At 32.9% G+C, this 18128-nt stretch carries 19 protein-coding genes; 14 read left to right on the top strand and 5 right to left on the bottom strand.

Translation table 11 applies throughout. The features are described 5' to 3' along the window. Positions 1-67: 67 nt before the first annotated feature. Both QQS35_RS09540 and QQS35_RS09545 read right to left on the bottom strand, forming a co-directional pair. Positions 68-598: a M50 family metallopeptidase gene (locus tag QQS35_RS09540; RefSeq protein WP_285930886.1), complete on the bottom strand. Its 531-nt coding sequence runs from the start codon at positions 596-598 to the stop codon at positions 68-70. A gap of 389 nt (positions 599-987) precedes the next feature. Beyond that, positions 988-1869, bottom strand: coding sequence for a polysaccharide deacetylase family protein (locus QQS35_RS09545; RefSeq protein ID WP_285931824.1), 882 nt, complete (start codon positions 1867-1869; stop codon positions 988-990). Between the two features lie 187 nt (positions 1870-2056). Here QQS35_RS09545 and QQS35_RS09550 point away from each other — a divergent pair, with 187 nt between their 5' ends. The 10 genes from QQS35_RS09550 to QQS35_RS09595 all read left to right on the top strand — a co-directional run bounded on the left by QQS35_RS09550 (position 2057) and on the right by QQS35_RS09595 (position 10711). Next, positions 2057-2911: an MBL fold metallo-hydrolase gene (locus tag QQS35_RS09550; protein ID WP_285931825.1), complete on the top strand. Its 855-nt coding sequence runs from the start codon at positions 2057-2059 to the stop codon at positions 2909-2911. A 16-nt stretch (positions 2912-2927) separates the two neighbouring features. Beyond that, entirely contained in the window at positions 2928-3494 is a 567-nt protein-coding gene (locus tag QQS35_RS09555; RefSeq protein WP_285932048.1) for a nucleotidyltransferase family protein, read from the top strand. Positions 3495-3553: 59 nt separating this feature from the next. Continuing rightward, positions 3554-4036 (top strand): DinB family protein, encoded by a 483-nt coding sequence (locus QQS35_RS09560; RefSeq protein ID WP_285931826.1) that lies wholly within the window; start codon positions 3554-3556, stop codon positions 4034-4036. A 294-nt stretch (positions 4037-4330) separates the two neighbouring features. Continuing rightward, positions 4331-4561 (top strand): excisionase family DNA-binding protein, encoded by a 231-nt coding sequence (locus tag QQS35_RS09565; protein WP_285931827.1) that lies wholly within the window; start codon positions 4331-4333, stop codon positions 4559-4561. Between the two features lie 32 nt (positions 4562-4593). Beyond that, entirely contained in the window at positions 4594-5496 is a 903-nt protein-coding gene (locus tag QQS35_RS09570; protein WP_285931828.1) for an RluA family pseudouridine synthase, read from the top strand. Between the two features lie 225 nt (positions 5497-5721). After that, the gene (locus QQS35_RS09575; RefSeq protein WP_285931829.1) at positions 5722-6639 is read left to right on the top strand and encodes a glycerophosphoryl diester phosphodiesterase membrane domain-containing protein; all 918 of its coding nucleotides are present in this window, start codon (positions 5722-5724) and stop codon (positions 6637-6639) included. A 33-nt stretch (positions 6640-6672) separates the two neighbouring features. Next, positions 6673-7335 (top strand): DUF4129 domain-containing protein, encoded by a 663-nt coding sequence (locus QQS35_RS09580; RefSeq protein WP_285931830.1) that lies wholly within the window; start codon positions 6673-6675, stop codon positions 7333-7335. Positions 7336-7342: 7 nt separating this feature from the next. After that, positions 7343-8476 carry a DUF4350 domain-containing protein gene (locus QQS35_RS09585; protein ID WP_285931831.1) on the top strand — a complete coding sequence of 378 codons (1134 nt, stop codon included), beginning with the start codon at positions 7343-7345 and terminating at the stop codon, positions 8474-8476. After that, positions 8473-9402: an AAA family ATPase gene (locus QQS35_RS09590; RefSeq protein WP_285931832.1), complete on the top strand. Its 930-nt coding sequence runs from the start codon at positions 8473-8475 to the stop codon at positions 9400-9402. The genes QQS35_RS09585 and QQS35_RS09590 overlap by 4 nt, the downstream gene beginning before the upstream one ends. After that, complete coding sequence (locus tag QQS35_RS09595) at positions 9353-10711, top strand: DUF58 domain-containing protein (protein WP_285931833.1); 1359 nt, start codon at positions 9353-9355, stop codon at positions 10709-10711. The genes QQS35_RS09590 and QQS35_RS09595 overlap by 50 nt, the downstream gene beginning before the upstream one ends. A gap of 156 nt (positions 10712-10867) precedes the next feature. Here QQS35_RS09595 and QQS35_RS09600 read toward each other — a convergent pair whose 3' ends face one another. Further along, entirely contained in the window at positions 10868-11863 is a 996-nt protein-coding gene (locus tag QQS35_RS09600) for a stage II sporulation protein M (RefSeq protein WP_285931834.1), read from the bottom strand. A 103-nt stretch (positions 11864-11966) separates the two neighbouring features. Between QQS35_RS09600 and QQS35_RS09605 the strand changes: the two genes are divergently transcribed. From QQS35_RS09605 to QQS35_RS09620, 4 genes are all read left to right on the top strand, one after another. Beyond that, a complete protein-coding gene (locus QQS35_RS09605) occupies positions 11967-12794 on the top strand; it encodes an RDD family protein (protein ID WP_331490721.1) in 828 nt (275 codons plus the stop codon). A 139-nt stretch (positions 12795-12933) separates the two neighbouring features. After that, a complete protein-coding gene (locus tag QQS35_RS09610; protein WP_285931835.1) occupies positions 12934-13932 on the top strand; it encodes a BMP family ABC transporter substrate-binding protein in 999 nt (332 codons plus the stop codon). Positions 13933-13959: 27 nt separating this feature from the next. Then, entirely contained in the window at positions 13960-15756 is a 1797-nt protein-coding gene (locus tag QQS35_RS09615; RefSeq protein WP_285931836.1) for a sensor histidine kinase, read from the top strand. A 464-nt stretch (positions 15757-16220) separates the two neighbouring features. After that, positions 16221-17429 (top strand): DUF4179 domain-containing protein, encoded by a 1209-nt coding sequence (locus QQS35_RS09620; protein ID WP_407933957.1) that lies wholly within the window; start codon positions 16221-16223, stop codon positions 17427-17429. A gap of 72 nt (positions 17430-17501) precedes the next feature. Here the strand turns inward: QQS35_RS09620 and QQS35_RS09625 are convergent, their stop codons facing one another. After that, positions 17502-17810: a DUF5634 family protein gene (locus QQS35_RS09625; RefSeq protein ID WP_285931838.1), complete on the bottom strand. Its 309-nt coding sequence runs from the start codon at positions 17808-17810 to the stop codon at positions 17502-17504. A gap of 69 nt (positions 17811-17879) precedes the next feature. Beyond that, entirely contained in the window at positions 17880-18047 is a 168-nt protein-coding gene (locus tag QQS35_RS09630; RefSeq protein ID WP_285931839.1) for a hypothetical protein, read from the bottom strand. Between the last annotated feature and the right edge of the window lie 81 nt (positions 18048-18128).

Consider the following 18128-nt stretch of genomic DNA (forward strand, 5'->3'; position numbering starts at 1 on the left):
TAATGTTGATAATTAAATGAAATTGGAGGGAAAGCTGATACATTCAGGTTTCCTCTCGATTGTTTAGCTATTTATCTTTATATTCTTTAGGATTATCCCTACTCATAATTAGTTTCATAACTCTATATCCATCGCTTGGCATTCCTTTATAAGCCCTTAAAAATGATGGATATTTTATAGGGAGAATTGTAATAATGAATTGTACCAAAGATGCATTCATAATAGACTTTAATAAAAAAATTATAATGTATTGACTGTCTGAAAATGTAATTGAAATATAACAAATTAAACCTAGTATAAATGAAAAAAATGGACCTGCAATCATAATCATAGCATTGGACACAATGTTATTCTTACCTTTAGGTATGTTATATTCGACAAAACCAACCCACCCACTTAAAGGCTGAATTTTAAATGTTAGTTTACCTACTTTAAAACCAGTACCCTTGAAAGAGCTTCCCAATCTAACTCCTACTGGCTCTTTGAACAATATTAATGCTGTAAGTGCGTGACCAAGTTCGTGAACTAAAGTAGTAAGCGGAAGTATCAAGGAGACGAACAATAAAAAAGTGATTGTGAATTGTATATAGCTATCCATAAGTTCCCCCAATCAATCCAATTATCTTATGGATACATTCTACATTGACCAAAAGACTCCTGCACCTTATTAAATAATGAGGAGCTAAATATTGAATTTTGCCAAACGTAAACTATCATAAGTATCTGTCATTTCAAATACAAATTATGTAAGCAATAGCAATAACTCTTTCATATTGTGTTTTGTACTTTCGTGGCTTTGGCTATCGACAAACAAAAACCAAGCTAGGTAGTTGTCGAGGTATTTCGTATGGAGATTTAAAAGAAAATCTATCAAATCAACAACCTTACAATATTGCAGTTTATATAAAGGGAAAAGAAAATATGATCTTAGAAATTGAACGACAAGCTATAGTGTGGTATAAGCAGTAATAATATTATTTTGGTTATTTATTTTAATTCATAACTATCTAGTTTTACAAATTTAAACCCTTGATCTAGTAAGTTAGGAATTGCCATTTTTATGCCTTCAGCTGTTTGAGAGTTTGGTTGATTCATATGTAAAATAGCAATAGTCCCTGCTTTAGACTTCAATAACTCATGTTTGACTTCATTCGCTGATAAAGTTGCTCCTGCATCACCATTAATATTAAAGTTCACTGCTTCCATACCGAGTTCGTTAAGTAAGGAAACAGAGGAATCATCATAATGGGCAGTTCCCGAGCGGAAGTACTTAGGTTGGTGACCTGTTAATTGATAGATTGTTTTATAATTGGATATGATTTCTTGGATGGCTTCTTTTGAAGAGAGAGTACCTTTTATCCCATAAGCTGATTGACCATTTATGCTAAGTGGCTTATGATTTGTTCCATGATTCTCAATCTGAAATTGATCTAAGCTTGCTAAATATAAAAATACCTCTTTGTTTTCCTCTATCCAACGTTCATTAATAAAAAGGGTTGCTGGAATATTATTTTCTACTAGAAAGTCTATTAATTGCTGATCATAATTGCTACCAGACGATGAACCACATGCATCAAATGTTAAAGCAATGACATGATCATTTGTGTTTAATTGATTTTTAACTCCTCTAACATCCAATCCCCATTCCGATGGAAGTGAAGAATTATCCTGTGATATATCTGATGCTTTTCTGATGGTAGTTGAAAATGATAAAACTTGTAATAATGGAAACTCTTCTGAAATGTTTTTCATAACTGGAGACCTGGAAGACTCTACTGCCAATGTAGCAGATAAAGCGTCTCTTTCTATAGGAAAGAAGATAATCAATAATATAATTATGCTTGTACAAATAGTGACCCACTTTTTCATCACATACACCTAATTTCTACTAATTTATTCTATTATAATTGAAAAATATGGTAAATACTTATATTTATGTTGAATTTGGTGAAAAGTTCAGTAATGATAGAGGTAAACAGTATAGAAGTGTCAAATAATACTTAATGAAACGTAGCTAAAACACAAAGTGAATCTAGTGAAAGGCAGGAGGATTTGAATGAAAATTGAATTTCTAGGGACCGGAGGAGCTATGTCTATTCCTCGTCCACTTTGTAATTGTATTGTATGTAAGGAAGCTAGAGAAAAAGGTGTTCCTTATAGTCGTACTGGTCCTAGTTTATTTATACACGGCCCTAATGTATTAATTGATACACCGGAAGATATATACTATCAAATAAACCGTTCAACTATTAAAAATATAAATGCGGTGTTCTATTCACATTGGCATCCAGATCATGTCATGGGCAGAAGAGTACTCGAGTCTTTAAATGCTGATTGGGTAGGAAATCCTCCAAAGCCTAGTCAAACGGATGTGTACTTACCAGAGCAAGTAGGAAAGGACTTTGAGAATCGTCTTGGAAGTGGAGAACATTTACAATTTTTTGAAGAACAAGGTTTTATCAAGCTCCATCAACTTAGTGATGGTGATAGCATTGTTTTAAATGACACAACCATATCTCCCTTTCGTCTAGCTGAGAATTATGTTTATGCGTTTTTATTTGAAACCTCTAACAAATTTATATTAATTGCACCAGATGAATTAAACAATTGGGAGCCATCAAAACAGATGAAGGGTGTTGACTTAGCAATCTTGCCGATGGGTATTTGTGATTTCCATCCATTAACTGGTGAACAACAAATAGATGTATTACATCCTGTGCTAAATGCTGAAGCCACTTTTAGTGATACAATTGATATTATTAAGAAACTACAAGCCAAACGAACAATACTTACACATATCGAAGAGGTGGATGGCTTAGGTTATGAAGAGCTTGAGAAGTTGAAAGTAAAACTGAAATTAGAAGGTATACAAATTGAGTTTGCTTATGACACGTTGATAGTTGACATTTGAGGTGAGATGATTGCGTCTGGAATTAAAATCAGAAAACGATATTGTGAAATCTATAGAAACAGACGCTTGGATGATGGATATCTTAAAGGCTGCGAGTCAATTGAATTTGCCTGATTGGTGGATATGTGCGGGTTTTATTCGTTCCAAAATATGGGATGCGCTACATGGATTTGATGAAAGAAGTCCAATTGAAGATATTGATGTTATTTATTTTAATGAAATAGAAATGGATGAAGAAGTAGAAAAAAGTTATCAACAAAAATTGTTAGAGATTTTACCGAACATACCATGGTCTGTTAAAAATCAGGCAAGAATGCATATTGTTAACGATATTAAACCTTATACTTGTTCGATTGACGCTATTTCTAAATTTCCAGAAACTGCTACAGCAATTGGTGTGAAATTAGATTCAAATTATCAAGTGGTTCTAACAGCTCCACATGGTGTAACAGATGTCATCAATCTTCATGTAAAACCAACTAATTTGTTTTTGGAAAATGAAAAATTGCACGCAGTATATAGGGAAAGGGTTATAAGGAAAAATTGGACATCAACATGGAAAGAAATAAAAATTAACTTTTGAAAAATTAATCTCTAATAAAAAATGATTACTTTTAACAAAATGACACGAGGAGTGATAATATGGTAAATATGTATATGAATGAGTTGATTCACGAACTTGAGTTGGTAACAAACACAACACGAAATTTGATTGAGAAAGTTGACTACAAAGACTGGGATTTTCGACCTCAAGATAACATGCGAACGTTAATTGAGTTAGCCCATCATTTAGTACTCATACCTAAGTCAGACTACTATTGTCTGATGAAAGAAGTTCCTCAAGATGAATATGAAAAGTTAGAAACTGATTTACTAGATGTTACAGATTCAAAGACTTTATCTGAGCAACTAAACCAGAATTATAAACTTCTAACTGATTACATATTAAGTTTAAGTGAACAAGAACTATTAAATATAAAGACCGCTCCGTTTTATCTGGAAGATAAATCAACACAATTAAAATGGTTTATAGAAATCATTACACATATGTTTCATCATCGTGCTCAATTTTTTAATTATTTAAAAGAGCTTAAGTACGAAGTGAATATGTTTGATTTGTATTAATGCGTTGTTTTTTACAAGCGGATTCACTTTAAACAAGTGATGTGCTTTTATATGTAGTTGGAATTTTTTTAACACCTGAGTCAATTTCATAATTACCTTATTCAGTCATCTACGACAATAGATAGTTTGGAAATTGTTTTATCCAATTATATATTGTTGTAGGTGACGACAAAATTGGTATTATGAAATTGATTAACCTTAGTAGTATAGTTTTTGAATCTTTCTGGTAAATCATATGAAATGACGTATAATAAAAAAGCAGCACATTTTTGGATTGCAAAGGAATGAATTCTAGTGTATTTAACTGTTGAAGAAACTGCAGATTATCTTAATATGGAAGAAAAGTATTTGAGGAAATTAATTACACAAGGTAAAGTCCGAGCTATTTACGATGGTGAACGATATATTATAAATAAAGACCAATTTGAAACTCATTTGGAACAGATGGACAAGTACAAAGCGTTAATGGAAGAAATTTTAAATGAGCCAATCCCAGAAGATATTGATGTGAAGGACGAGGATTAAAGGGAACTGTTTTAAAGAATAGGAGTTTATATATGAACAAAAAAACAAAAAAAAATCAAGCAACTGCATTAGAATTTACTGTTAATGAGCAATCTGAACTACTACCGTTTTTGTTAGAAGTTCTTTCAAATAGAAGTCGAAACTCAGTTAAATCAATATTAACAAGAGGTCAAGTCACGATTAATGGGAAAGTAATAACGGCACATAATCATATGCTTCAAATTGGTGAGAAGGTCACTATACAAAAGAATAAGGTGGCAAAAGCAAAAGCCGATTCACCAATCGATTTGAATATTTTATATGAGGATTCTGATGTAATCGTGATTGACAAGCAGCCGGGATTATTATCGGTTGCATCTTCTAAGGAAAAGGACGTAACCGCTTATCGGCAATTAATGACACATGTGAAAAGTGAGAATACGAACAACCGAATTTTTATTGTTCATAGGCTTGACCGAGATACTTCAGGTGTGATGATGTTTGCTAAAAATGAAAAGGTAAAACGTATATTGCAGGATGCTTGGAAAGAGAAAGTGGAAGAACGTACATATATCGCACTAGTTGAGGGTGCTGTGAAAAAGCAGTCTGATACGATCTCAACGTGGTTAAAGGAAAGTAAAACGTTAAAAATGTATTCAAGTGATCAACCGAACGGTGGACAGCATGCTGTAACACATTATAAAGTACTCAAAACAAATGATAAAACCAGCTTATTGGAAGTGCAATTGGAGACGGGGAGAAAAAATCAGATTAGAGTACATATGGAAGCAATAGGTCATCCAATTGTCGGAGATAAGAAGTATGGTGCAAAAAATCTCGGAATTGGCAGATTAGGTCTCCATGCAAAAGTATTAGCTTTCTCTCATCCAATAAGTGGTAAAATACTGCGCTTTGAATCAGCTACACCAAAAGTTTTCTACAAATTATTTAAATGAATTGAGACTAAAAGGTTGATGACATTAAGTCATCAGCCTTTTTCAGGAGCTAAGAAAGATAAAAAATTTGAGATGTCTAGCTCTAGCTTGTTGGGGTTGAGCAAGGCACCCCGAGCTTTTCTAAATGAACTAGACTAAAAAAAATACATATTTTTACACCAAGTGAAGCTAATTAATGATAAAATATTCGTTGTAACACTTTGTTATTTTAAGGAGGTTGTCAATATGAATAATCAATTGAATAAGCCAAAGGGATTTGGAGAAATATTAGATCTTACCTTTCGTTTGAGTAAAAACCATTTTTCTAATTTCATTTTAATATTTTTAGTAATTATGGGACCGTTATATCTACTTCAATCGTTTGTTGAGTTGCTTTCTGGAACAAGTTTTTTTCGAGAAGTTGGCACAGGGAGTAATCCTTTTGAACAATTTGCATCAAGTTTTGATATAGCAGAAGCAGAAGCAACAAGCAATTTAGGCGCGGACCTTGGAATTGTTTTCTTGGGGTTGTTGACTATGGTTGTACTACCATTCGCTTATGCATCTATATTAATTGCCGTAAATGATATAAAAAAAGGACTAGAATTCACCGTTAAAGATGTTATGAAGCGAGCGTTTTCTGAATTTTGGACCATCTTTGGAAGTAGTCTTCTATTTGGATTGCTTTTCTTTAGTTTAGTATTTGTACCACTTTTCTTTATTATAATTATTGGTGTGATTGGTGCAGTTGCAAATCCAATAGTAGGCATTATCCTTTCTATTATTTTATTTTTAGCTGTTGCAGCAGTAGCCATCTTTCTATTAACAAGATGGAGCTTCTTTCTAGGTGCGGTCGTATTTGAGCAAGATGCCCCAGGTTTAGGGAGAAGCTGGAGACTTACTCGAAAAAGGACATGGTTTGTAATTGGGTTATACATTGTATTGTTTTTAATCACATTTTCCATTAGTATTTCGGTCGAAACTGTTTTAGGAATGTTGTTAGGTTATAGTGTATTATTTACGGTATTAGTTAATGTTGTAGCATTGGTTACATCTATGTTTCTCGCTGTCGGATATGCAATCGTTTATCTCGATTTAAAAGCAAGGCATGATGCAGATGATTTAAAAGAATTAATTGATGATTATAACTCAGTAAATAATTAATTTCTCTTAAATGATAGTTAGGTGATGATTTAGTTGAAAAAAGATGAAGAAGCAAGAGATCAATTGCGTAATATATTGGATGAAAAAGAATACACCGTTTATTATCAAGATAATCGGAGTTTTATTGAGGTATGGTGGGATAAAGGCAAAGCTTGGATATTAGATATGCTTGAAAAGTTGTTTTCTTCCTTTCAACCTTCTGATACGGCCACTAATGGTGTTCTTATTGGTATTATTATTGTTACAATCGCTCTTATTGCACTAACCATCTATTTTAGTGTGCGAACGTATAGGCGTAAACGTATATTTCAGGATAAGAAGCCATTACAGTTCATGGATGAAATACATTGGTCTTATCACAAACATTTAGAAGAGGCGAACAAACGTGAGGAATTGTTAGCTTATAAGGAAGCGATTCGGCACATGTTTTTAGCAGTCCTATTATTTCTTCATGAAAAAAGTCAACTTGAAGCTAGAATTTGGAAAACAAATTGGGAATATTATGACGAACTTAAAAAAGTTAGTCAAAAGCAAGCGGATCTTTTCTTTAAGCTTGCAATACTATTCGATGAAGTAACTTACGGAGAACGTCAAGTAAATCAAGAAGAATATTTGCGTTTCAAACAAGAAACAATGAAGTGGTTTAATAAAGATGAAGCTGAAAATGTTCTTCACTCGGATGAAAAGGAGGAATGAGGAAACGTTGCAAATATCATCAAAAAGCAAAACATGGATCATCCTTGCTGTTGTGCTCCTAGTATTTACTGTGATTAGTTTTATTCTAACTTCACAACGTCCAGAAGAATATCCTAATTTTGTTTCTCATTCTCCTTCACCATCTGGAGTGAAGGGAATCTATACTTATTTAGAGAATGAAAATGGATTGACAAACCATTGGCCACACCCACCAACAAGTTTAACCGCAGAGAATCAAAATCAGATGTTGATTATGATTGAACCGTTTTTTATTCCTGACCAAGAAGAAATGGATGCTTATTTTAGTTTTATGGAAGCTGGAAATACGATTTTTTTACATATGGTTAATCCGGATGGCATGCTCAACGTGGAGACATTACCACTTATAGAAGAACCATCTAATCCTAATCAAGTAGTTGGTTCAAATGGTATCAATTATAATGCTATTGTGTCATCATCAGTTAGATTAAACGTAAATACAGATGATGAGAAATTATATTCAGACGAACAGGGAGTACTTGCATTTAAAAGATCGGTTGGAAAGGGGCAATTAATTGTTTCAGTAACTCCAGAGTGGATGACAAACGATAGGATACTAGACAAGGATCATTTTGAAATTATTCTATCACTGATCAATCAAGAAAATCCAACTGATATCTTTTTTGATGAATACATTCACAATGGGAAAAATGCTTCTTCGATGCTAGAAATTTATCCTAAATGGCTTTTAGTAGTTCTTCTGCAAGCTATTATTATTTCGATTTTATGGGTGTGGTTAAAAGGAAAGAGATTTGGACCAATTTACATTCCTAGAGAAGAGACAGTACGTTTTAGTGATGAACGAATAAAGGCATTATCAGCTTGGTACCTAAAAAAGCATAGGTACGCTGAGGCATTAATGATTCAATCAGATTATCTGAAGCAAAGTTTACAAGAGCACTGGGGAATCTCCTATAGTAAAGAGGGATTATCATTACAGATTTTATTAGAACGTAAATGTAAGTACCTATTAAAAGAAGAAATCAGCCAACTTACACAAGAGCTACCTAACGTCTTATTAAAACAGGAGCTTAGTAAGCAAGAGTTTTTATTATGGTCGAAAAAAATCAATCGATTACGGAAAGAGGTGGAAGAAGGATGAGAAATGAACTAACATCCTTGCTTGAAAAATACGAACAACGAATTATAGGCCAAAGTAAGAATCTAAGACTACTACTATCTGCAATTCTCGCGGGAGGTCACGTATTAATTGAGGGGGTTCCTGGCACAGGGAAAACGCAGATGGTTAAAACACTAGCTAATTTGATTAGTGGAAAGTTTAATCGAATTCAATTTACGCCTGACTTACTTCCTAGTGATATCACAGGTAGTACAATTTACAATATGAAGGATAGTAGTTTTCAAACATTAAAAGGACCTATTTTCACAAATATCTTGTTAGCTGATGAAATTAATAGGACTCCCGCTAAGACCCAAGCAGCTCTCCTTGAAGCAATGGAAGAAAAACAAGTAACAATACAGGGAGAAACTTATCTATTACCTGATGTTTTTTTTGTAGTGGCAACACAAAACCCAATCGAATTCGAAGGTACTTATCCTTTGCCGGAAGCACAACAAGATCGTTTCTTGTTTAAATTAAATGTTGATTTTCCATCTTTTGAAGAAGAAGCGGTCGTATTGAAACAGGTGATAGAAGATAAAAACATATCGAATAATATAGAAGCAATTATTGATTTAGAAACATTTTTAGCGATCCGTAAAGAGATTGAAGAAGTTACGATAAGTGAGAGTATCCTGCATTATATAATGCAAATTGTTCGGAATACGAGAGAGACTGAATCGATTCGTTTTGGCGCTAGTACACGGGCGGCAATTTCTATCGCAAAAGCTTCACAAGCGTGGGCTTATTTAGCTGGCAGAGACTATGTAACCCCTGATGATATTAAAATGGTAGCTAGACCAGGTTTAAGGCACCGTGTCCAGATATCCCCGCATATGGAATTGGAGGGAGCGACCGTTGACCAAATCATTGAAGAACTTGTGGGGTCGATTCCTGTTCCGAGGTAAAGGCATTTTACCAACGAAACGATTAATCGTCTTAATTATTGCAGTATCCCTGTCACTTATTGTTGTTACAGTATGGAATAAATCATTACTTTTTGTTATTGGTGTAGACACTCTTGTATTGTTGTTAAGTTTAGTAGATTTAGCTGTCATTCCGAGTAAGCATGCCTTTCATTTTAACCGGACAATTCCCGCAGAACTGGAAAGAGGACTAACTTATTCGGTTCAGGTTAAAATTAAAAATTTATCAAATCGTCCCATCTCATATCGATTTATCGATGGATTGCCACAAAGTTTTAAGAAAGTTAATCCTGTTTTTGGAAAAGTTGAAAAAGAAGAAACAATGGTAGTTTCCTATCAAATTATTGCTCCTGTTAGAGGAAAGTACCAGATAACAAACTTACATTTTCGTTTCTCAAGCATGTTAGGATTATGGGAAAAACAATTTACCGTGGAACTTGAGGATACAGTGAAAGTAATTCCAGATTTGACTGATACAAAGCAATATTTAGAAAGCGCACAAAGATTTTTACAATACGAAGGTACGATTATTCGCAAGAGACAAAAGGGCGTAGGTGAATTTGCTAAAATCCGTAATTATGTTGTTGGGGATGATCCAAGAAAAATTAATTGGCGGCAAACAGCAAAGTTGCAAGAAGTAATGACAAATGAATACGAGCCTGAGCATGGTAAATATATTACAATCTTGATTGACTGTGGCCGGATGATGGGAGCAGAGCTTAAAGTTGGAAATCGATTGGAAAAAGCGTTGGAAGCTGTTCTTACAGTTGCAGCTGCTGCTCTGAAAAAAGGTGACTATGTTTCTGTCCTAGCGTTTTCAAAGGATATAAAAATGTATGTTCCACCGGCAAAAGGAATGGAGCACTTACAAAAGATTCTTCAAGCTATTTACAATCTACAAGTAGATGCCAATGAATCAAACTATGCTGCTGTTTTTCAATATCTTGAATCTGTTCAGAAAAAACGCAGCCTTATTTTACTATTTAGTGATGTGCATACATTTCTTCATGAAGAAACTACGCTTATTTTCTTAAAACGATTGAGGCTTCGTCATTTGTTTTTCATGATTGGAATAGAAGATCATACATTATTACAAAGAGTTAAAGATGAGCCGAGAAATGTACAAATAGCAATGATGAAAAGTATTGCTCAACAACAACAACAAATTAAAAAACGGGAAAAAAACAAATGGGAGAAACAAGGATTACAAATGATTGAAGCAAAAGAGGAACAATTAGCGATTGCAGCCGTCTCTTATTATATTGACACAATGAATCGAGATCTGCTTTAGAATATACCATTAATTAGGTGAGGAAATATGTAAGTTAACCTTTAAAACACTATTAAATCCGACGTAACTGCAATGTTTACTTCCACTCTGGGCAGTCGCTTTTCGTAGAGTTACGTCGGATTTTCTATTAACTCTGAAGACTGCTTAACGAAACGTTTAACTTGTGTGTGGGGGAAGTGAGTTGGTGTTACTGGAAAGTTTTTTATTTAACAAAAACTTTCCACTTATTATATAAAGGATTAGACCTAGAACTGTTACGAATGCGACAATATATTTTGTTTCAAGTGAAAAGGATGCGGGTGTAATAAACCCTTCAATTATCCCTGCAATTACAAATAAAGGAATGGTTCCTAACAAAAGTTGAACAGAACGTTGTGCTTGCCGTTTTAATTGAAACACTCTGGAATACACACCAGGAACAAATAACTTATATCCCATTAATAAGCCGGCACCGCCTGCAATAAAAATAGCTGTTAATTCAATCATTCCGTGAGGTACAATATGAGCCCAAAATTCATAAGATTTTCCGTGATGCCAGAATAATCCTGCCAGAGCGCCAACGATAATTCCATTATAGATTAATAAATATATAGTTAGTAATCCGAATGTAATACCACCTGCAAAAGCTAGGACTGCAACTCGTATGTTGTTCGTCATTATGTAAGCTGACATAAAAGAAGAGTCAACTGCACCCGTATTTTCTCCCAATTGCTCTGGGGCTACACTTTGCGCCATTTCTGCAGGAAGTAAACTATAAAGATGGAGTGGTTCATTTAGTATGGTTATAAAACTTGCTATTGCTCCAAATACAAATAAAATCATTGCAATTACAATGAATTTCCACTGCTCAAAAAGTAACCCTACAAATTTTGTGCTGAAAAAATGCTGTATTTGTTTTAAACTTGAAATTTGATCTTTGTACAGTAAGTTGTGAGACTTTGATACGAGCCCATTTAAATAAGCGGTTACTTCTTCATTAGCAAAATATGTTTGACTATATGAAAGATTTTGGGTCGTTTTTTGATATAGACGATGAAACTGATCGATGTCCTGCCCGGTTACATGATTTCTTTTACTGTCAAGGGAGGATAATAGTTGTTCTAATTGTTGCCAATCATTGCGATGCAATTTTATGAACTGTTTTACATTCATTGTGTCACCTTCTTTTTTAGAGTTAATACATAGACCGAAGTCCGTAAAATTTTTAATAATACTCTTTATATTATAATAAGTAAGTCATAAAATAGAAACCTTTATGGAAAAATTTACTATGAAAGTGGTGTTTACCATTAATCAAGAACAAGTCAACATAAAAACGCCTGAATATGTATCCTTACAATTTCAATCAGCAGGACTAGGAAGTAGATCAGCAGCATTTATTATTGATCAGCTTTTATTGTTAATTACAAATATTTTAATAGTACTTACATTTATTTTTGTGGTTGATGCACCGATTGCTTATGTAACTGGTGTGAGTTTACCACTTGCAATTACGATAATACTAATATTTGTTACTAGAGGTGGGTATTTTTTTATTCTGGAGTATTTCTTTGGTGGTAGGACTGTTGGAAAGAGATTATTAGGAATAAGAGTTATCCAAGAAAATGGACATAGCATTACTTTACTATCTAGTTTCATCCGTAATTTGATAAGGTTAATTGATTCACTTCCAGTAGCATATTTTGTAGGTATTGTTATGATTTTTTTTCACTCTAAACATAAAAGATTAGGGGATTTGGTAGCTGGAACAATTGTCGTTCATGAACGGTCCATTAAGAAAAAGAGCAAAGTAACCGCTATTGAAAAAGAAATAGAAAAAAGAAACTTGAGTAAAAATAATCTTATCATTAACGAATCCTCATTAAAATCGTTTGATATGAAAGATTGGAAACTATTAAAAACATATAGTAACCGATTAATGCAACTACCAGTAGCAGAAAGAAATCAAATGACTAGGAAAGTAGCAGGAATCTTGTTTCCTAAGCTAGGAATTGACTATAGTAAATTTAATAGCCACCAATTAGAAAATTCATTGTTAATATTATATTTAACTCTTAAAGATGAATGGGAGTTTGAACTTTAGAATCTAATAAGAAAAATAAAAAAATAAGTCATTTTTCTACAAATGTCGAATTTAGTAGAAAAATGACTTTTTATGTACCTAAAAGTAATATAATCCGGTATAATCGAATGTGTAAGGAATGTTGAGAGGGGAATCGCAAATGCAACAATCAAAACAACTAAGAATAATATTATGTATTGCAACGGTTGTTGTTACAATAATTACAGTTGTAATTATCTTAAAATCGAAAGAAATTATGAATGCCTTAGAATTAGGTGCTGATGAAGAAAATACAAACATTGTTGTTATGACATCTGATGTTATCAATGATCAAAGTTGGGGCGGGCTAGCTTATAAAGGAAAGCTTAGAATGGAAGAACAGTTCCCAGTGAATGTAGAAATGGTCAGTGAGTTAACTACGGAAAATTTGATGCAAGAAGCTTTGAGCGATACATTAGAAGAGAATCCCAACATAGTTATTGGACACGGACGGGAGTTTTCCGAAGTTTTTACGGAAATAGCACCAAGTCATCAGAATGTCCAGTTTATTACAATACATGGTGACGCTACATATGAAAATCAATCTGTCTATACATTTGATCAAAATGAAATAGAGTATTTCGCAGCAATTATTGCGGCGATTAAAACAAAAACAAATAAAATTGGGCTAATTGATGCGTATGAGGCCAGAGAAAAAAATCCAGGGTTTGAAAAAGGTATCGAGCACTATAACCCTGATGCTACATTTTATTATGATGTGGTGAAAAGCAGGAATAATGGAAAAAAAGCTGTTCAAATCATGGAAGAAATGATTAATGATGGTGTTGACGTAATATACTCAAAAGGTAATGCTTATAACCAGGATGTCATTAATATGGCTAAAGAAAAAAGTATTTATGTAATTGGTTACCTTGAGGACCAATCCTATATGGGGAAGGATGTTGTACTCACAAGTATAATAAACGATGTACCTCAAGCATATATTGCAATTTTATCTGATTATTTTAGTGAAACTGGTATCCCATCAGGCAAAACTATCTTGAACGAGAACGATGGAGTCTATCATATGTCACCTTTTGGTCCGATGGTAACGGAAGAAGAAACTGACTTTATTCATTCTGAAATTGATAGATTGAGAGAAGAAAACAATACTTTTTAATAAAGTTAAGCAGTTAGGAGAATTGAAATGAAGTTTAGTTTAGAAAAGGTATCATTTCGAAATCGAATACTAACAATCCTCCTACTAATTACCTTTTTATTTAGTAGTTTTGCTCTTGTTCTTGTGCATTCAATTAGTGATGTCAGTGATGTGACTAGCAAAATTAACAATGAAAATATTCCTAATATTGGTTGGTTGTCCTATTGGGAAAAGGAACTGGATATTAAGGAGTATATGGTTAAAAACTATATGGAAAATGATTTTGAAGTTGATTTTATTAGCACCTATGAATTAAATGAATTGGAAAGTAATAAGCAATGGAGAGACAAACATGGACCCGTCCCAGAGTCATTAGAAGATATTTCCTTGGATATTGATTTCCTTGATTTTATGATTATAAATAATGTGAATGGATTACTTGCATATAATGACCTTAATGCGGCGAAATCTTATATAAATGAAAATTTTTTACCGCAATTAAATAGCATAAGACAAGAGATAATCGTTAAGAAAGAAAAGGAAATGGAGTTACTGGAAGGAAACACTGGTGCGTTTCCTTCCATTATTGAAAAGTCCTTGTGGTTGTTAATTTTATTATTATTGGGATCTATTATTTTATCTATTGTTTATTCCATTCGAATTAGTGCTAACTTAACAAAACCGGTTGCCAATATGATAGAAAATGTAAACAGAATTGCAAATGGCAATTATGGATTAACACTGGAACAGTCCAAACAGGTGGAGTTAGCACAACTAACACAATCTATCAATCAAATGTCATTGAGCTTAAAAGATTCTTTTCAAACAATTATCACAGAAAAGGTAAAGACGGAACAAATATTTGATTCACTACCGATTGGCATTATTACCGTTGAAAAATGCACTTCTCATTTTGAATTAAATAGTACAGCAATAGATTTTTTGCAAATGGATGAAAATAAATTTAATAAGTTGATCAATAGGGAATACCAAGGAGATAATCAAGCGTTTTGGCAGGTGCTTCTGAGTAGAGAAAACTGTCATAATAAAAAAATTAACTATGTCAAAGAGAAAACTCTTTATCAGATGATGGTTTCTCAAACTGAAATCATTGATCGAAGTCATAATGTTACAGGTAGAGTATTCTACTTTGTTGATATTACTGATTTTGAAGCACTAACAAAAAGAATGCATCAATCTGAAAAACTTGCACTTCTCGGTGAAATGGCTGCAGCATCTGCACATGAAATACGCAATCCATTGGCCGTTATTCATGGATTTATATCATTAATGAATACATCCATGTCTGAAGAAAACAAAAGTCAATATCATATTCCCCTATTAATAAAAGAAGTTGACCGGTTGAATCATATTGTGGAGGATATGTTGTTAATGGCAAAGCCTAGCGAACCTATTATCGAAAAAGGAATGATAAAAGAAGCTGTTGATGATATATTACCATTAATTTCTAATTCTTCGGATATTGAATTCAATGTCGATATCGATGATATCCCCATTTTAGTTGATTTAAAACAGATGAAACAAGTACTACTAAATTTAATTCGTAATAGTATGGAAGCTGTAGAGAAGGATGTTAAAATTACGATTTATTCACAGGTTGAGAATGATAAGTATCAATTGTATATAAAAGATAATGGTCCAGGTATCTCTGAAACTATTCAATCTCAGTTGTTTGAGCCATTTTTAAGTTCAAAAGAGAGTGGAACAGGTTTAGGGTTAAACATTGTCAAGCGGATTATAGAAAACCATAACGGTAAAATAAAATTAATAAATACTAGTGAAAAAGGAACAACCTTTTTAATAGAATTACCGCTAGCAATCTAGTGAGCTTAAGAATAAAAAAATACTGATTACGTAATCAGTATTTTTTTATGGTTTATCCTCTTTATATCCTATTAGAACCATTTTTAAAGAAATTAGCACTATTTGATTGTGAACACACTAACGTTAATATAGGGAAGGTTTTTGGTTCTTTGTATAGAAATTACTTATAAGTATGGTTAATTAACTATGTATATAAGCGGGTGTACAGATGAATTGTTCAAAATGCAGAAGAAATTTTAATAGTTATTATAATAAGACAGAGTCTTACGAAAATATGCTTTATGTTGAGAAACATTTTAGTCAATGTGCTAAGTGCAAAAAGGCATATAAAAAATATATGAGTCCTAACTTACTAGTATCTATGACTTCGTTTATCAAGGGTTTGTCAACGGTTGCTCGAATTATTATTGTAGCAATACTTTTTTTGTTAATAAGTTACCTATACAACTGATGGAGTAAACAAAATTCTTGATTGGTGGAATAACCAAAGCAGTAGTGATGAGCAAAGTATCGTTGAGATAGAGAAGTTTGGAATTGGAAATAACCTAAATATAGTATCAGAAAATAACGGTGTAAAATTAACAATCACCAATGTGTTAGCTGATGCTTTTCAAACATACATATTTTTTGAGATAGAAGATTTAGAAGAAAACCGACTGTTTACGATTGGCACCTCCCCATCTATTTCTATGGGAGATAAGTCGTTAGGTTATGTTCAGCCAGACAGAAGTTTAACTGATGTTTCTGCAATTGGAGCAAATAAGTTAAGAGGAAAAATTGCCATGGAACCATTAAAAGAAGATAAAGCAGAAATTGATTTAGAAATAAAAGAGCTTATAGAAATTGTTAAATCTAAAACAGGTGAATTGGGAACAGAAAAGACGGGTCAAAAAAGTGTTCAAGGCAATTGGTCCTTTACAGTTCCGATTGAAAAACAAGAAATAATAAAAAAAGAAATTGGTTTTGATACGGTAATGGAAGGGCACCCTATAACATTTGATACATTAATAATAGCTCCAACAGTAACCTTTCTAATGTATAATCATATGGTTAATGAAGACCATCGTGATAATGTTTTTCTCTTTAACGCGTTGAAGACAGAAAAGCAAACATATGAATTAGAAAATTCAAGTGCTTATCCTAACGAATCGAATATTGGTCGTGAATGGCATTCACAATACACAGCGTTTAAAACTATGTACTATAATATTCAGGATTCATTCAATTTAAATTTGGCTATTATTCAAGAACAAATACCTGTCGATCAAGAATTTAGTATTGATCCACATAAAGCTTTCCCTCAAACATATGAGTTTTTAGGAACAAAACTAGTAGTAAATAAGTCAGAAGAAGAAAAAAAATTGTTATTTGAGATTAATTATAATGACAATCGAATTTTTGAGCAATTGGATATCGAATTATATTTTCAGTCAGGAATTTCACGTTCTTATTACGAAACAGCTGGTGTATATGTAAATGAAAGGGGAGAAGTTCAAAATCAAGAAACTTTGAACGATATTGGGGGAAAAGATAAGATTAGATTTTACCCAACTGAAATAGAATTTCATCTCGAAAATGAAGAGCCTATATTACCTACAGGATTTAAAATTCATACATATCAAGTTACTAAATTTCTTGATGAACAAGTGCATTTAGAATTGAAGAAAAAATGAATAGATTAACGTTTCAGATGATTTAATGGAACACAGAATACCCCCCTTTTGGAAGTGTTCTGTGTTCCTATATTAGTGTAATATTTTATTAAAGGCTTCATCCAAACTCATAAAATTATGTTTATCTAACTGTTGTGGCTCATCTGTCTCAATTGCCCATTTTTCCTCTATAAGTGCTAATTTATCGCTATCGTTTTTATTGAACTGTTGATGTATCATATAAGCCTTATCATCTTTTTTAATAGTATACCCAATAAAATACTGATTTTCTGGCCCTTCTTCTTCAAACATACCGATTTCGTCTAAATCATAAGTCTCCATTAGTGATTGGAAAGTTTCCTGTAGGTTAGTGATTAGCTCTTCTCGTGCTTTATACTGCATAATATTTCTCCTTTAAATTTTGTCTAACTTTTAAACGTCAAAAAGGATAAACCTAAGCGTCTTAATTGTTCATTTGTCTGGATGATTCCGCTTTTTTTCTTTTACATTATCCTGGACAGCCTGCTCGAATGGCTGCCTTTCTTCTTCCGTATCTTCATTAAATTCTTCTTCTAAAACAGTGTCTAACTCATCCAAAGCATCAGAAACACTTATTTCGTTACTTTTTTTGTTAGTCATAAGATATATTCCCCTCCTTATTTTTATTATGAACAAAGAAGCATTGGTATATGAGGTGGTTGATATAACATTTATTTCCTT

Source organism: Aquibacillus rhizosphaerae, assembly GCF_030282825.1.
Taxonomy (GTDB): domain Bacteria; phylum Bacillota; class Bacilli; order Bacillales; family Amphibacillaceae; genus Aquibacillus_C; species Aquibacillus_C rhizosphaerae.

Coding starts and splice junctions, on each gene's coding strand:
- QQS35_RS09540 (WP_285930886.1), bottom strand. CDS start 598: ATGGATAGCTATATACAATTCACAATCACTTTTTTATTGTTCGTCTCC.
- QQS35_RS09545 (WP_285931824.1), bottom strand. CDS start 1,869: ATGAAAAAGTGGGTCACTATTTGTACAAGCATAATTATATTATTGATT.
- QQS35_RS09550 (WP_285931825.1), top strand. CDS start 2,057: ATGAAAATTGAATTTCTAGGGACCGGAGGAGCTATGTCTATTCCTCGT.
- QQS35_RS09560 (WP_285931826.1), top strand. CDS start 3,554: ATGGTAAATATGTATATGAATGAGTTGATTCACGAACTTGAGTTGGTA.
- QQS35_RS09570 (WP_285931828.1), top strand. CDS start 4,594: ATGAACAAAAAAACAAAAAAAAATCAAGCAACTGCATTAGAATTTACT.
- QQS35_RS09575 (WP_285931829.1), top strand. CDS start 5,722: ATGAATAATCAATTGAATAAGCCAAAGGGATTTGGAGAAATATTAGAT.
- QQS35_RS09590 (WP_285931832.1), top strand. CDS start 8,473: ATGAGAAATGAACTAACATCCTTGCTTGAAAAATACGAACAACGAATT.
- QQS35_RS09600 (WP_285931834.1), bottom strand. CDS start 11,863: ATGAATGTAAAACAGTTCATAAAATTGCATCGCAATGATTGGCAACAA.
- QQS35_RS09605 (WP_331490721.1), top strand. CDS start 11,967: ATGGAAAAATTTACTATGAAAGTGGTGTTTACCATTAATCAAGAACAA.
- QQS35_RS09610 (WP_285931835.1), top strand. CDS start 12,934: ATGCAACAATCAAAACAACTAAGAATAATATTATGTATTGCAACGGTT.
- QQS35_RS09615 (WP_285931836.1), top strand. CDS start 13,960: ATGAAGTTTAGTTTAGAAAAGGTATCATTTCGAAATCGAATACTAACA.
- QQS35_RS09625 (WP_285931838.1), bottom strand. CDS start 17,810: ATGCAGTATAAAGCACGAGAAGAGCTAATCACTAACCTACAGGAAACT.
- QQS35_RS09630 (WP_285931839.1), bottom strand. CDS start 18,047: ATGACTAACAAAAAAAGTAACGAAATAAGTGTTTCTGATGCTTTGGAT.